Raw genomic sequence first — 13,435 nt, forward strand, 5'->3', positions numbered from 1 at the left:
CGCGGTGCGTCCGCGCAGAACCGCGCTCAGCCGTCCGGTAGGTCGGCCGCGACGGTCTCGGCGACCGGCGCGAGGACCCGCTCCCGGACGGCCTCGTCGAGGTCCTCGTCGCCTTCGAGATCGACCTTCCGGAAGCCAGCCCGCTCGATGCTGAACAGCACCGGCCCCTTGCGGCAGACGACGAAACCGATCCGCGGCGCGTTCCCCGGCCCCGTTTCCAGATAGCAGTCGGCGCCGTCGACGCCGATCTCCCCGACCTGGGACGCTCCGAGGCTCGCTTTCCGGTCGGCGTGGACGCGGGCTGTCACGCGCGGGTCGCCGACGCCCTTGAGGGCGATACTGAACTCTCCCGTGCCGGTAATTCTCGCGTTGTTGTAGTAGACCGGAAACTCCATTTTGTAGATGCATCGCCCGTTCCGCACCGGTTGCTCGTTCACCGCTTTCCCGCCGGGAACGGAGGATGAGTAGAACGGATTCTCGGTCACGGGCCAGGTCTCGACGTCCTCCGCGGACGGGAGGACGGCGAGCAGCTCGTCCTCGGTGAGCAGCGAACACGCGTCCGGCCACCGCGTCGGCGGGGTGATCCGGCCGGTGGTGACCGTGATGCGGATTTCGCGGCCGTCCGGGCGAGGCGGACCGGTTTCGGTGTCCACCGCGCCGATGCCGCATCCCGCCGACAACGCGACCGCGGTCGTCGCGGCGCCGATGCGAATTGCCGTGGGCCTCGCTTTGCCCAAGCTCTCCTCCTGCCCGCTTCACAAAGCGTAGATGAGGCGGGCCGGAGCGTCACGCGGGTTGCGGTGGGAGTGTCAAGTTGTTAACGGCTCTGTTGTTGTGCTCGCCTGACTCGAGCCCGTGGCGAGCCGCCGAGCAGACATCGAGCAGCCCTGGGGACGGAATGGAGTCCACCGGGTTTCGTGCAGGACCGCAAGCCAGCGTTCTGCTTCGCCGGCACCCTAGCTTCAGTGTGTTTGATTCGTGGGGAATGGCGGCGGTGCTTCGTCGCGCACACGATGAGCGCATGGCAAGAGTGAGGAGTGCCGGTGGGGTGTACCGGCGATGCGGCTGTGGGAATCCGCGGACCGGCCGGGCGGTCGGTCGCGACTGCCCCCGGCTTCAGGCCGAGCGCGGCCATGGCAGTTGGTATCTGCGGCTGGAGCTCGGTGCCGGGCTGGACGGGCGGCATCGGCGGGTGCGGCGGGGCGGGTACCGGACCCGTAAGGCGGCCGAGGAGGCGTTGGCGCGGCTGCGCGGCCCGACCGGCAACGCGATCACGGTGGCAGAGTGGCTGGCCCGGTGGCTACGCGACCATCCTGGCGCGGCTTCGACCGTGGCCGGGTACGCCAATCACGTCCGCCTCTACCTGACCCCGCGCCTGGGCGGGCTGCTGCTGGGCGAACTCACGGTGCAGCACCTGCGGGAGATGTTCGCCGCGATCGTCCACGAGCACCAGCGGGACGGGCGGCCGATCAAGCAGGCCGCCCGGGTCGAGCAGTGGGAGCGGACGGGGGAGCGGTCGGCGGTGGCGGTGTGGACGGCCGAGCAGGCCGCCGCGTTCCTGCACGCCATCGGCGGCCACCGGCTGTACGCCGCCTACCACCTGATCGCGCTGCGGGGGCTGCGCCGCGGTGAGGCGGCCGGGCTGTGCTGGGTGGATGTGGACCTGGAGCACGGCACCGCGACCATCTGCCAGCAGTTGCAGCGGCGAAACGGTCGGCTGGAGCCCTGCGCGCTTAAGACCGCGCACAGTGCCCGCGCGATCGCGCTGGACCGCACCACGATCGCCGCGCTGCGTGCCCATAGGGATCGGCAGCAGGCCGAGGCCGCCGCGTACTGGGACCGGTACCGCGACAGCGGGCATGTGTTCACCAACCTCAATGGCGATTCCGTCTCGCCGGGGCGGCTCACGCACGTGTTCCAGAAGATGCTGGCCGAGCATCGGCTGCCGCCGGTGCGGCTGCACGACCTGCGGCACGGTGCGGCCACCTGGCGCCGGCGGCCGGGGTGGAGTTGAAGGTGGTGCAGGAGATGCTCGGGCATTCCAGCATCGTGCTGACCGCCGATACCTACACCTCGGTGCTCCCAAAGGTCGCCCATACCGCCGCCGAGCAGACCGCCACCCATGTGCTGCGGGCCGGGGGGCGGGTGCCCGGCACCAAACGCCGCCGACGACCCTCGGTGCTCAAGCGAGGTCCTGCCGCTGCGAGGTCGGGTGAACGGTCGGCCGCGGCGCTGGCTGCGTGATGGAGAGCTGCTTGCTCTGTGATCTGTGTCGTCTCAGCCAACGAAGGGACTAACCGAACATCGCGAGTGCGTCTGTGCCGAGGACGAGGGCCCGACGCGGTGATCGGTGGTGTCCGGTCGTCACGTTGGTGGTGACGGGCATGAGACGAGGCGAAACGTCGGCGGGTGCCCGCTGTTCTGGCCTCAGGTCGGCCTCAGCCCGGCCCCAGGCATGATCCCCGGTGCACCCGGCGGAGGGTGTTTTCCCTGGTCAGGGGTGGTGGCTCGCGTGGGACTCGAACCCACAGCCTACGGATTAAAAGCCGTCTGGGTGAGCGTTTCCTTGACGGACACGAAAGCAGGCATGGTCAGTATTCTGATGTGGTGACGATTGACGCCGCTTTGTCGAGGGCGATGAGAGGCACGATCGACCCGCCCCTGCTCCCTCTGCCAGATCACATTGCGAAGCTTCTGTCCGAGATGGGAAGCCCGCTGCGGCTGGCGGCCCATCTGCGGGCCGTCCACGATGTCGCGCACCAGTTGGTCGACTGGGTGGAGATGCGCTACCCCGCCTTGCTCTTTGACCGCGAGGCGGTGCTGTTCGGGGCCGCGACGCACGACGTAGGGAAGGCCGTCCATGTTTCGGAGCTTTCCGGTCCCGGGGCGGAGCATGAGGAGGCCGGGCGCGCCCTTCTGCTCGACCGCGGCGTCAGCCCTGGGCTCGCCCGCTTCTCCGCGACGCACGCATCGTGGACGCGATCAGATGTCGGTCTGGAGGACCTTCTGGTGAGTCTCGCCGACAAGATCTGGAAGAACAAGCGCGTTCCGGATCTGGAGGATCTCATCGTGGCCCGGCTGTCGGAGGCGACCGGCCGAGCAGTATGGGAGGAGTTCATCGCGCTCGATGAAGTCCTCTCCCGCATCGGCGATCAGGCCGACGAACGCCTGGCGTTCCAGGCGTCTTTCCCGATCTGATGGCGAATCCCGACGTGCCCGGTCAGATGCCGAGCATCCCGCCGAAGCCGCAGCTTCCCGATCTCGCCGCTGCCCGCGCCCTCGGCCCCGCGGCGGCCGTGGAGACGCGCTGGCAGCAACTGCTGCTCGTCTGGCGGTGGCACGACGAGCGGCACGAGGCCTTGTACCCCGGCGTGCCTACCCGGACATCGTTGCTCCTTCCGCTGGGCCCGGTGGGCTCAGCGTCCCCCATCCTCGTCGTCCAACTCGTCCCAGGTCGGCTGATTCCTTGCCCGTCTGCGTAGGCCGGTGGGCGACTGCGCCTCGTGGCGGCGCGGCTGGGGCGGTGGGGATGGTGTGGCGACGGGTTCGTCCAAGCGGGGTTTGAGTCGCCGGTAGCGTTCCTCGGCTTCCTCGACGCTCAGGTCGAGGACGGCGGCGATCTGTTCGAAGCCCATGCCCGAGGTTTGCGCGGTGTTCAGTAGGCGAACCTCGGTCTGGTCCAGGTTCAGGTGGGCGGCGCTCAGTGACACCAGTGCCGCCGCGACCTCCACTGCCTCCGGGCTCTCGCCAGTGCCGCGCTGGGCTTGGTCGCCGGCGGTGATGACCGCATCGATCGCGTCGCGGTCGGGCATCGGCCGTTCTCTGGCCTCCCAGAGGAATTCGTCCACGCCGGTCGCGTGACGGGCAGTCAGGTAGGCCCGCGCCTGCTGGACGCGCTGGGGTGCCGGAGCGGGCAGGTCAACGGACACGACCGCCGGTGAATGGCGGACGGCGTCCGCGCTTGATGGGATGTGCTGCGGGGCGTGGACGGCTCGGTCCGGGGCGGTGGGAGTGTCGCGGCTTGTCGGGGCCTGGATCGCGGAGGCGTGGTTTGTGGTGGTCATGGGGCTCATTTCCGGTTCGCCTGCGTCGATCAGCGATCGTGACGTTCTCGTCCACGACGGGTGGGCTGCAGGTCCAGGGCCGTCCGGCTCGGGGAGGAGTGGACGGCCCTGGTCCAGGCCGGCGCAGCCCCTGAAGTGACCGGCCATTTTCAGCTTGACCCCGGCGGCCCGGTTATGGACACAGGCAATCCGTGCACACGCCATCACTTGTGCTGATGACCGTAGCCGACTGGAAAAGAAACACGTTCCGGGCTCCAGTGTATCCCCCTAGGAAACATTTCTGAATTTTACGGATATCGTCAAATAATCGGGTAGAATCAAATTATCCGGCAATCGACGACATCCCCGCTCTGGGGATTGATTCGCCACACCGGCTCGCCCCCGAGAGGGGGAGTCATGCCGACCTTGCACAGGCCTCATATCAGCGGACGACCCGGGCGCACCGGCCAGACCGGTTCGGTGCCCCAGCCCAGACCGCCTGGCCCCGGATCCCCCGATCAGCACAAGCCCTGGTCCGCGCCGCGGGCGGTGACGGCGACCCGCACCAGCGTGGTGTGGGCCGGCCTGTGGGCCGTCGCGGTCATCTTGATCGTCTTCATGGTGTTCGTGGTGAGCAACACCGGTGATGTGCGCATCTCCTTCGCCGGCATGAGCGGTGTTCTGCCACTGGCGGTCGTGCTCATGGCCGCGATGTCCGCCGGGATCGCGGTCACCCTGATCCTGGGCACCGCCCGCCTCACGCAGTTGCGCCCGCTGACCCGCAGGCGCCCGCGATGAGGGAGCGTCCCGCCGCACCGATCGAGACCCCAAGGAAGGCGCCGGCCATGTGGACCACCACCGAACGCCGCACAACGATCAGCCTGTCACCACCCTCGGCTCCGCGGCTGCGGTTGCGCCCCGAGGCTCCTCCCGGCTCGGTGCGGGCCGCGCTGGACGGCGCCTGGTGGCCCCGCTCGGCCGATCCGGTCGCGGAACTGCCCGGTCTGATCCTGGCCCTGCAGGCCCGCGGCCCCATCGACGATCACCGTCCCATCACCCACGTCCTGCTCCGGGCCGATGAGTGGGACGGCCGTCCCCGCCGGCTGCGCATCGACGGCCCGGCCGATACCCGGGTGGTGCGGCTGAGCTGGTTCGACTCCCTGCCCTGCGGGCTGCTCACGGCGATCCACGCCGACGGCCGGCGCGTCGACCTGTTCACCGTCCCGGTCTCCACGCCCCGCACCGAAGCCGAGGCGTCGATGGAACTGGCGTCCCACCCCCACAACCACCTTCGCGCCCCTGGCCTGCTGGCCGCCCTCACCCCGCCATCGGAGATGGACCGGGCCGATGCCGCGGGCTCGGAGAGCGCCTGGGAGTCTGAGGGCGGGCGAGTTCGAGGAGACCTCGCGGCACGTTGATCCGGCCCACCCGCCCGGCCGGCTCATCAGCTGGCCGCTTGGGCGGCGCTCCCGCCCTCCTGTGATCGGAGATCACCATGACCACCTCCACCGCGCCCGCCGCCGTCGCGGGCCTCGTTCGGGCCCCCGATGAAGTGAAGATGCCCGCCCACCGGCGCCCCGGCCACACCATCGTCGCGTTGACGGGCGCCTTGGACGGCGCCGCAGCGCCGGCGCTGCGCGAGCACCTGATCGGAGTGTTGCGGCGCAGCGGCCGCCTGCTGATCCTCGACCTGAGAGAGGTGGCGTCGGCCGACGCGGCCGGACTGGCCGTGCTGATCGGTGCCCAGCGCCGCGCCGCCGAACTCGGCATCACCCTCCACCTCGCCGCCCCCGGCCCGCAGGTCGCCGGGCTGCTCCGTGCAACCGGGATCGACCGCGCCCTCACCGTCCACCCCACCCAGGACCTCTACGCCGAACTCGCCGCATGACCGCACTCACCGTGCACGACGGAGGCGGGCGGCCGTCCGACCACGCGGGCGGGCCGGCGGCGCCCGGACGTAGGGACGCCGCCCTCCCCGCAAAGCGAGGGCTGCTTCTGGCGGCCGTCCTGCGCGCCGGCCCCGACGTCATCATCTGCACCGTCCCCCTCACCGCCTCACCTCCAGGTGGCCCGGCCCCGCCCCGCGCACTCCCATCGCCCTTGAGTCTTCGGTCAACCCGAACGGCTCGGCGCCTTGCGGTCAGAGATCTGGTCGGGCGAGGTGGTCGGCGGTGCCGCCGCGCCATTCGATGAGGAAGAGGGTGGCGTCGTCGCTGGTGATCCCGCCTCGTTCTCGCATGAGTGTGTGGGAGAGTTCCCGCACCATTTGCTGCACGGTCGTGCTGGCGGGGCCGACGCGTTCGATGGTGGCGATCAGGCGTTCCTCGCCGAACTGTTCTCCGCCGGCGGTGTGCTCTTCGATGAGGCCGTCGGTGTAGGCCAGGACCCGGTCGCCGGGGCGGAGCTGTTCGCTGTTGATCTGGGGTGTTGAACCGCCGACGCCGACGGGCAGGGTGCCGTGGCCTTCCAGTGTGCCGATGACGTGGTGATCGCGGATCAGCATGGGTGACGGGTGGCCGGCATTGACCCATTGCAGGTGGCCGGTCCCGATGTTGAGCCGCATCATCTGCGCGGTGACGAAGTGGTCGGGACCGAACTGGGCGTCGATGGCGGTGTCCATGAACGCGTACAGCTCGGCGAGGCCGGCGTCGGCGCGTCTGGCGTGCCGGTAGGCGCCCACGGCGACGGTGGCCAGTACTGCGGCGTTCAGGCCGTGGCCCATCGCGTCGATTACGGCCAGGTGCAGGATGTCGTCGTTGAGGGCGTAGTCGAGGCTGTCGCCTGCGACGTTATAGGCGGGTTCCAGGATTCCGGCGACGGCGACCTGCGGCGTCGTCATGGTGAGCGGGGGCAGCAGTGACCACTGAATCTCAGCGGGCACGCTCAGCGGTTCACGCCGTCGCGTCCTGAGAAACTGGTCGGTGTAGTGGTTCTTGGTCACCAGCATGTCGGCGACCAGGCCCGCAAGCCGTCGCAGCAGTCGGCGGTCGTCCTCGTTGACGCTGGTCAGGGTCAGCGACATCACCCCGATCTCGTCGCTGCCGTCCAGCAGCGGCAAGAACATGCGCACGCCGTCGGCTTGCTGCTGTTCGACGGTGGTCTCCGACAGGAACGCACGTCCGGCCAGGGAACCTGCCAAGGGCAGCGGTTCCCCGTCGGTGAGGCCGCGGCCCGGCAGGGGCACCAGAGTCAGCTGTGCGTAGTCCTGCAACAGGATCGAGATGTCCCGGCCGCCGATCGCACGCACCTCCTCGGCTACCAGCGGAGCGATGAGCTGGGGCGGCATCTCGTGCGCCCGGTCCAGCAACTGCCCCAGCAGCCGTTCACCGAAGCCTTCACTCCGGTCCACGGTGTCCTTGGGCCCGGTCAGTTCCCCCACGGACGTTTACGTGCCCCCAAGACACATCATCAACTCCATGTGTCCGAGACTGTTCAGCTCGTGAGCGGCTCGCCTGGGTGGGCCGATGACCACCGGAAGCCTGGCCGGAGTCAGACCTGACGTTCGTGGACGTAGCACCATCTCCAGGTGGATCCCGGTTCCATCGTGGCGGCGAGCGGATGATCGGTCTCCTGGTAATGCGCTCGTGCGTGCCGGTGCGGCGAGTCGTCGGAGCACGCTACCCAACCGCAGCTCAAACAGATCCGGAGGGCCGTCCACCTGTCTCCTTGCGCCTCGCACGCTGTGCAGCCGCGCGAGCGTGGAGTGACGGGAGCCAGCCCGTCCACATGCTCACAACGTGGTGCCGAGCCGTTCGGGCTGGTGGGCACACTCAAGGTCATGATGTGGACTCTCATCTCGTGGTTCATCGAGAGCCCCCTTTCCGGGCACCGCGGTGCGCTGCCGTTGGATCAGTACGTCAGTTCTAAACGTGCGGGACCGCCGACGGCGTGCAGGTGATGCGGCACCTGGCGACGCAGGAAGTCGGACTTGCGGTCCTTGGCAAGGATCGGCATGCCGTGTGGGTGTCGCCTCTGGGCACGGTCGTGGTCATGGTCTTCCACTCCAGGGGGAGGCTTTTCGGCGGGTAAGGGACCGGCTTGAACGCGACCGGCCGAGTTCGGGCGCGTGGATGCGCCTACTTTCAGTTGACCTCGGCTTTCAGTGGGCCGTAACGAGCGATACGAGCAAGCTCGATCAGTGGGGGCGATAACCGCCGGTGGAGGTCGTGACCCGCATGGCGCGGGGCCGCGGGTCGTCGTGATGCTGACGGAGGTGATGCCGAACCGTCTATGTTGAGGGGCGGGGGCCTTGGCCGGCGCAACCGAGGAGATGAGGTCCATGAGCGGGACCGTGCCCGAAGTCTGGGTCGAGGCCGGTGGGGGCCATGATCTGATCCGTGCTGATTCCATCGTGATGCTCCGCCTGGACGAGACCGGACGGTTGACCGCGCAGCTCCGTGATGACGCCAAGGTCAGTGTGACCCTTCTGGAAGGCTCGTCCGGCGTCCGCCCGCCAGGTGACTTCCATCGCCAGCTGATCCGGGCGGTCGCCCAGCTCGCCGACTCCAGCACCGCGCACCTCGTCCGCGCACGGCATGAGGGGGGTGTCTCGCGCTGGGTCGGTGAAGCCCTCTAGGGCACGCCGCGATGTAGGCTCGGCAAGCAGGCCTCGCTGTTCCAGCTCAGAAGGTGGGAGATGTGGAACTGCGCCAGCTCCGTTATTTCGTCGCCGTTTCCGAGGAGCTCAACTTCGGCCGGGCGGCGGCCCGCGAGCACATCGTGCAGTCGGCGCTGAGCCAGCAGATCCAGCGGCTGGAGCGGGAGCTGGGCGTTCGTCTGCTGGAGCGCACCACACACTATGTCGCTCTGACCCCGGCGGGAGCGGCGTTCCTGGTCGAGGCCCGGCAGATCCTCGCTCACGTGGAGCGCGCCGCCCAGGTCGCCCGGACCGCCGAAGGCGCCTCGCCGGCGTTGCGGGTGGGCATCATCGACGCCAGCTATGACTCGATGCCGCAGATCCTGCATGAGGCTCAGGCGCTCTACCCGGACCTGGTGATCCACCAGGTGGAGGTCGGTGTCCCCGAGCAGTATCAGCAACTCGTCGACGGGCGTCTCGACGTGGGCATCGGCCGTGCCGCACTGGCACCGAGCGGCGTCGCCTCACACCTGTTCCGCCGGGACCGTCTCGGAGTCCTGGTCCCTCGCGGGCACCGGTTCGCCGAACTGGACGCGGTGCCGGTCGAGGCCCTCGCCCGTGAACCGCTGCTGCTGGCCGAGGAGATGAAGGCTCCGGAGTTCAACCAGTTCACCGTCGAGATGTGCCGGACCGCCGGCTTCACCCCGACGGTGTACGAGGGCACCGTCGACAGCATCCGCGCCGCTTCCGCGCTCGTCGCCCAGGACCGCTGCCTGTCCTGCGTCCCCTCCTCCTGCATCTCCGCGCTCCCGGGAACGATCTGGCGCCCGCTCACCGAACCGGTCTCCTTCTATCCCTGGTCGATCCTGTGGCGCGAGGCCGACGATTCCGATCATGTGCGCGCCGTCGTCGCCTGCGCCCGGAACATGTCCGAACGGCTCGGCTGGCTGGCCGCCGCGGACCAGACGACCGGCTGACCCGGGAACCCCGATCGGGCCGACCGGTCCGCTCGGTGATCGGTCGCAGTGATCGGTTCGGCGCGTATCGCGGTATCTCCCGACGGCCGTACGGGATCGGCCGCCACCGGGGTCTTCCACACGGCCCGTTCAGGCTCGGGCCTCCACAAGAACGGAGCGTCCGATGGGAGCCTTGATCGTCCCCCGCCGGGACGTGCGACGGCAGGGATCGTTAGCGGCTTTTCACCCGGGTGTGAGCGCGTGCCGTGAACCGGCACGCGGCCGAAGCAGGCCGCACATCACCTGGCCGGCATTGGGCCGCCGGGCCGGATCCTTCGCCAGGCACGCGGCCGCCAAGGTGCGCAGCCGTCCCGACAGCCGTCCGAGTTCGGGATCCTCGTGGAGGATCCGTCGCATCACGGCCGGGATCGTGTCATCGCCGAACGCGGGTGATCCGTTCGCCGCGTAGGCCATCGTGGTGGCCCAGGCGAACATGTCGGCCGCCGGTCCGGCGCGTTCGCCGAAGAACTGCTCAGGGGCCATGTAGGAGGGTGTGCCGATCACCTGGCTGGTGGCGCCCGTGCTCGCCTCCAGCGCCCGCGCGATCCCGAAGTCGATCACCCGGGGCCCGTCCGGGCCGATCAGCACGTTGGCCGGCTTGAAGTCGCGGTGCACGATGCCGGCATGATGAATGGCCGCCAGGGCGGTGGCCGCGCCCAGCGCCAGCCGGTCCAGCTCACCACCGCGGCGCGGACCCTGCCGGCGGACCAGGTCCCGCAGCGAGGGCCCGGCGACGTACTCGCACACGATGAAGGGACGCTCCCCATCCACCTCGGCGGCCAGCACGGCGGCGGTGCAGGAACTGGCCACGCGCCGGGCGGTGGCCGCCTCCCGGACGAACCTCGCCCGCGCCCGCTCGTCATCGCCGCGGTGCAACACCTGGAACCCGCCCGTCCTCACCTGGGGGTCAGTTTTCACCCGTTGCCGACACGCCAGAGGCCGGTCGGTGTGGAAGGGGCAGCGGTAGTTGCCCTGGGGGATTGGCCTGCGGTGCGTGCGGCGAGCCAGTTCATCGCTGGGGTGGCGCCGATGACCGCTCCGGCAGCGTGGTTGGCCAGCGGAATGGGCTGGGTGCTGGACGACGTTGCTGCGGGAGCACCGGTCCGGGCACAGCGGTTCGCCGAGGGCGTAGGAGTTGATCTCGTCGACGGTGCCGTCGTGTAGGTGGAACCGGGTAGCCGGGCGCGCGGGTTCCGAGCCCGTCGGCGGCCGCACGCTGCTGCCGGTCGGGGGGATTCGAGCGGGTTGTGCACGGTCGGGTCGTCGAGAGACTTTCCGGTGCGGGGCAGAGCGTCGTCAAGAACACAGAAGCCGCGCGAGACGTTGGTGACATGACACACCCGGCCCGACTTGCTTAACTATGGACGATCTTGTCGCTACTGTCGTACCCCAGGGTCGGCGAAGCGGTCACCGGAGGTAGCGATGAGGTCCGGACGGTGGATGCTCATCGCCTGGCTGATCATAGGAGCGCTCGCCGCGGGACAGCGCCACTACTACACCCAATTTGACGGCAGCTGCGCCAGAATCGCCACGATCGGAATCACCTTGGCCTCCGGTCCGCTCAACTACATCGGTCTCAACCCCACCGCCAACTGCAAGGTTCCCCAGCCGAGCACATGACATGTCGGGCTCTACGACCGCGTCATCGTGAGGCCTTCTGACGACATCTTGAGCTTCCCCGTTGCGCGGACACCCGATCTGAGTTGACCTTGATCAACTTGGACGATGCCTCTCCGCCTGTGGGATGGCGGGGTGTCGTCGGTGAGCGCGACTCTCGTCACCTCCGGCGGCGCTTCTGGTGGCGTTGCTTGGAGGCGGGGCGCTGTGGCGGTGGCTTTTTGCGGGTGGGCTGTTGCCGGGGGTTACGGCCACGGGAGCTGTTGGGGGTGCGGCCGCGGACGATGCCGATCAGTTCCTCCATGAGGTCGGTCGTCACGGCCTCGAGCCAGGCCAGGCCGATCTGGGACTGAGGAGCGTCGGTCACGGTTCGGTAGGTGAGGTCTTTGCGGTGGTGGAGGCGGGCCAGAGACTGCGGGAGCAGCAGGACGCCGGCTCCGGACGCCACCAACTCGATCGCGCCGGCGGTGCTCTCAGGACGTGTGAAGGCAGGTTGCCCGGGGCGGTCGTCCCAGGTCAAGACCTCGTCGAGTGGCTCGAACACGTCCTCGTCGGCGAGATCGGCGAGCTCCACCTCCTCCACTGCGGCCACCGCGTGATCCTTGGGCACCACGACCACGGTCGTCTCCAGGTACAGCGGGATCACATGGAGGGCCTCGCGGTCGACGGGCAGGCGTACGAACGCCGCGTCCACGCCACCGTTCCGCAGCAGGGGGACGACCTCGGTCGCCGGCATCTGCAGCAGGCGAAGCGGCACCTCCCGGACCCGCTCGGCCCACACCCCGGCCCACTTCCCGGGCGTCACGCCCGGCACGTAGGCCAGCCGGAACTCACCATCGGTCACTCCGCCACCCTAGTCACGTCCAGACAGTTCCCTCCCGCTGGCTACCCTTGAGGTCATGGGCACGTCCAAAGCAAAGACCCCGCAGACCATGAAGTCCGCGACCGCGGCCAAGAAGCTGGGGATCCTGCTGTCGGCAGCACCCGCCGAGTTTCAGGAAGGTCCTGTCTCCCGGGACGAATTGAACGCGCTCCAAGCCGACCCGCCCTCATGGCTGGCGAACCTGCGCCGTGAGGGGCCCCACCCCCGCCAGGTCGTCGCTGCCAAGCTCCGCGTCTCCGTCTCAGGTCTGGCCCGCGGCGGCATCACGGGCCCCCTCACCACGGCCGAGATCGAGAACCTGAAGGCCGAAAGGCCCGACTGGCTGGAACGCGAGCAAGCCGTCCAAGCCGAAGTCCGCAAGGAGGAACTCCGCCTCAAGCGGCAGCGCACCAAGGCCTGACTCACGTGATGCCCCCGGCCGCGCGAACCGCCGCCCCGCTGCTCGCGATGTAGGGCGCGTGGGTCAAGTCGCCCTGCATTCTCAGCAAGCGCAGCGCCCGAGGCCGCGTACGCCTCATACAGGCGGTCGCGCTCGGGCGTATGGCCGTGCCGGCGCCGCAGCCGTTCCGCGACCACCTCATCGACTACACCGTCGCGCTGGTCGTGACCACCACCGATCTGGCCATGCCCCTTCACCGCCGACTCCACTGACGGCCACTACCTCGTCCACGGCGCGCTGGCGACGGGCGACGGCACGCATCAAGCCCGACTTTTTGATACAGGTCAGGTTCCCGGCTGCGGGGGCGAGGGCGCCCAGCGGTCTGCCAGCAGCCTGAAGCTGGGCACATCGTCGAGCGATATCGAGTATTCGTAGGTCCGTTCATAGCCGATGCCACTGATGCGCCACCCGCCGTCCGCGCAGCGCCGATACGTCTCCTCGTAGAAGGCGGATCCGCGGATCAGCACCCGGAACGCCTTGGCGATGACGGTGTCCTCCAGGCACCAGGTGCCCTCGGCCTTATCGCCGTCGACCCGGATCTCGGGTTGGCCCGCGAAGTGCACCGTGGTGATCTCGGGACCGAGATTGTCGCGCATGTAGGCGACGATGGCATCGCGGCCTTCCAGGCGCAGCGGCTCACCGACCGCGCGAGTCCCGTAGGCGCCCAGGGCGTCCTCGGTGAGGGTGCCGGCGAACCCGTCCCAGTCCTTCAGGTCCAGGCAGCGCAGGTAGCGGTACTTCACCTGACGGATCTCTTCCAGGGCATTCAAATCCATGCGACGTAGCTTGCTCGACACCGCCGCCATTGACAAGAACGCGTTCTGATTCCCGATGCGTCCCTACCGCTCGGCGTTCGGCACG

At 69.0% G+C, this 13,435-nt stretch carries 17 protein-coding genes; 10 read left to right on the plus strand and 7 right to left on the minus strand.

Annotated features, from left to right (window positions below):
• Positions 1-26: 26 nt before the first annotated feature.
• Complete coding sequence (locus ACTWPP_RS29680; RefSeq protein WP_443107665.1) at positions 27-737, minus strand: hypothetical protein; 711 nt, start codon at positions 735-737, stop codon at positions 27-29.
• Positions 738-1,021: 284 nt separating this feature from the next.
• Between ACTWPP_RS29680 and ACTWPP_RS29685 the strand changes: the two genes are divergently transcribed.
• The 3 genes from ACTWPP_RS29685 to ACTWPP_RS29695 all read left to right on the plus strand — a co-directional run bounded on the left by ACTWPP_RS29685 (position 1,022) and on the right by ACTWPP_RS29695 (position 3,198).
• Positions 1,022-2,014, plus strand: coding sequence for a tyrosine-type recombinase/integrase (locus ACTWPP_RS29685; RefSeq protein ID WP_443107666.1), 993 nt, complete (start codon positions 1,022-1,024; stop codon positions 2,012-2,014).
• A 2-nt stretch (positions 2,015-2,016) separates the two neighbouring features.
• Positions 2,017-2,244: a hypothetical protein gene (locus ACTWPP_RS29690; RefSeq protein ID WP_443107667.1), complete on the plus strand. Its 228-nt coding sequence runs from the start codon at positions 2,017-2,019 to the stop codon at positions 2,242-2,244.
• A 363-nt stretch (positions 2,245-2,607) separates the two neighbouring features.
• The gene (locus ACTWPP_RS29695; protein ID WP_443107668.1) at positions 2,608-3,198 is read left to right on the plus strand and encodes an HD domain-containing protein; all 591 of its coding nucleotides are present in this window, start codon (positions 2,608-2,610) and stop codon (positions 3,196-3,198) included.
• 218 nt (positions 3,199-3,416) lie between these two features.
• On the opposite strand, the gene ACTWPP_RS29700 is transcribed toward ACTWPP_RS29695, so the two are convergent.
• Positions 3,417-4,064 carry a hypothetical protein gene (locus tag ACTWPP_RS29700; protein WP_443107669.1) on the minus strand — a complete coding sequence of 216 codons (648 nt, stop codon included), beginning with the start codon at positions 4,062-4,064 and terminating at the stop codon, positions 3,417-3,419.
• 459 nt (positions 4,065-4,523) lie between these two features.
• Here ACTWPP_RS29700 and ACTWPP_RS29705 point away from each other — a divergent pair, with 459 nt between their 5' ends.
• From ACTWPP_RS29705 to ACTWPP_RS29715, 3 genes are all read left to right on the plus strand, one after another.
• Positions 4,524-4,841, plus strand: a complete 318-nt coding sequence (locus ACTWPP_RS29705) for a lipopolysaccharide assembly protein LapA domain-containing protein (protein ID WP_443107670.1) — start codon at positions 4,524-4,526, stop codon at positions 4,839-4,841.
• A gap of 47 nt (positions 4,842-4,888) precedes the next feature.
• Complete coding sequence (locus ACTWPP_RS29710; RefSeq protein WP_443107671.1) at positions 4,889-5,461, plus strand: DUF5994 family protein; 573 nt, start codon at positions 4,889-4,891, stop codon at positions 5,459-5,461.
• Between the two features lie 77 nt (positions 5,462-5,538).
• A complete protein-coding gene (locus ACTWPP_RS29715; protein ID WP_443107672.1) occupies positions 5,539-5,931 on the plus strand; it encodes an STAS domain-containing protein in 393 nt (130 codons plus the stop codon).
• Positions 5,932-6,183: 252 nt separating this feature from the next.
• On the opposite strand, the gene ACTWPP_RS29720 is transcribed toward ACTWPP_RS29715, so the two are convergent.
• Together ACTWPP_RS29720 and ACTWPP_RS29725 are read right to left on the minus strand one after the other, a co-directional pair.
• The gene (locus ACTWPP_RS29720) at positions 6,184-7,422 is read right to left on the minus strand and encodes a PP2C family protein-serine/threonine phosphatase (protein WP_443107674.1); all 1,239 of its coding nucleotides are present in this window, start codon (positions 7,420-7,422) and stop codon (positions 6,184-6,186) included.
• A 110-nt stretch (positions 7,423-7,532) separates the two neighbouring features.
• The gene (locus tag ACTWPP_RS29725) at positions 7,533-7,850 is read right to left on the minus strand and encodes a UBP-type zinc finger domain-containing protein (RefSeq protein ID WP_443107675.1); all 318 of its coding nucleotides are present in this window, start codon (positions 7,848-7,850) and stop codon (positions 7,533-7,535) included.
• 472 nt (positions 7,851-8,322) lie between these two features.
• Between ACTWPP_RS29725 and ACTWPP_RS29730 the strand changes: the two genes are divergently transcribed.
• Positions 8,323-8,619 carry a hypothetical protein gene (locus ACTWPP_RS29730; RefSeq protein ID WP_443107676.1) on the plus strand — a complete coding sequence of 99 codons (297 nt, stop codon included), beginning with the start codon at positions 8,323-8,325 and terminating at the stop codon, positions 8,617-8,619.
• A 62-nt stretch (positions 8,620-8,681) separates the two neighbouring features.
• Positions 8,682-9,596, plus strand: coding sequence for a LysR family transcriptional regulator (locus ACTWPP_RS29735; protein WP_443107677.1), 915 nt, complete (start codon positions 8,682-8,684; stop codon positions 9,594-9,596).
• 222 nt (positions 9,597-9,818) lie between these two features.
• Here ACTWPP_RS29735 and ACTWPP_RS29740 read toward each other — a convergent pair whose 3' ends face one another.
• A complete protein-coding gene (locus ACTWPP_RS29740; RefSeq protein WP_443107678.1) occupies positions 9,819-10,535 on the minus strand; it encodes a serine/threonine-protein kinase in 717 nt (238 codons plus the stop codon).
• Positions 10,536-11,075: 540 nt separating this feature from the next.
• Between ACTWPP_RS29740 and ACTWPP_RS29745 the strand changes: the two genes are divergently transcribed.
• Positions 11,076-11,255, plus strand: a complete 180-nt coding sequence (locus tag ACTWPP_RS29745; RefSeq protein ID WP_443107679.1) for a hypothetical protein — start codon at positions 11,076-11,078, stop codon at positions 11,253-11,255.
• 157 nt (positions 11,256-11,412) lie between these two features.
• Here ACTWPP_RS29745 and ACTWPP_RS29750 read toward each other — a convergent pair whose 3' ends face one another.
• Positions 11,413-12,096, minus strand: a complete 684-nt coding sequence (locus tag ACTWPP_RS29750; protein ID WP_443107680.1) for a LysR family transcriptional regulator substrate-binding protein — start codon at positions 12,094-12,096, stop codon at positions 11,413-11,415.
• Between the two features lie 55 nt (positions 12,097-12,151).
• On the opposite strand from ACTWPP_RS29750, the gene ACTWPP_RS29755 reads away from it, so the two are divergent.
• Positions 12,152-12,535: a DUF5997 family protein gene (locus ACTWPP_RS29755; RefSeq protein WP_443107681.1), complete on the plus strand. Its 384-nt coding sequence runs from the start codon at positions 12,152-12,154 to the stop codon at positions 12,533-12,535.
• 323 nt (positions 12,536-12,858) lie between these two features.
• Here the strand turns inward: ACTWPP_RS29755 and ACTWPP_RS29760 are convergent, their stop codons facing one another.
• Positions 12,859-13,350 carry a nuclear transport factor 2 family protein gene (locus tag ACTWPP_RS29760; protein ID WP_443107682.1) on the minus strand — a complete coding sequence of 164 codons (492 nt, stop codon included), beginning with the start codon at positions 13,348-13,350 and terminating at the stop codon, positions 12,859-12,861.
• Positions 13,351-13,435: the final 85 nt, after the last annotated feature.

The organism is Actinomadura sp. 3N407 (assembly GCF_052245875.1).
Lineage (GTDB): Bacteria > Actinomycetota > Actinomycetes > Streptosporangiales > Streptosporangiaceae > Spirillospora.

What these genes read in the sequence shown, in the direction of transcription:
- ACTWPP_RS29685 (WP_443107666.1), top strand. Translation starts at nt 1,022, where the DNA reads ATGGCAAGAGTGAGGAGTGCCGGTGGGGTGTACCGGCGATGCGGCTGT.
- ACTWPP_RS29700 (WP_443107669.1), bottom strand. Translation starts at nt 4,064, where the DNA reads ATGACCACCACAAACCACGCCTCCGCGATCCAGGCCCCGACAAGCCGC.
- ACTWPP_RS29710 (WP_443107671.1), top strand. Translation starts at nt 4,889, where the DNA reads ATGTGGACCACCACCGAACGCCGCACAACGATCAGCCTGTCACCACCC.
- ACTWPP_RS29715 (WP_443107672.1), top strand. Translation starts at nt 5,539, where the DNA reads ATGACCACCTCCACCGCGCCCGCCGCCGTCGCGGGCCTCGTTCGGGCC.
- ACTWPP_RS29725 (WP_443107675.1), bottom strand. Translation starts at nt 7,850, where the DNA reads ATGAACCACGAGATGAGAGTCCACATCATGACCTTGAGTGTGCCCACC.
- ACTWPP_RS29730 (WP_443107676.1), top strand. Translation starts at nt 8,323, where the DNA reads ATGAGCGGGACCGTGCCCGAAGTCTGGGTCGAGGCCGGTGGGGGCCAT.
- ACTWPP_RS29745 (WP_443107679.1), top strand. Translation starts at nt 11,076, where the DNA reads ATGCTCATCGCCTGGCTGATCATAGGAGCGCTCGCCGCGGGACAGCGC.
- ACTWPP_RS29755 (WP_443107681.1), top strand. Translation starts at nt 12,152, where the DNA reads ATGGGCACGTCCAAAGCAAAGACCCCGCAGACCATGAAGTCCGCGACC.
- ACTWPP_RS29760 (WP_443107682.1), bottom strand. Translation starts at nt 13,350, where the DNA reads ATGGATTTGAATGCCCTGGAAGAGATCCGTCAGGTGAAGTACCGCTAC.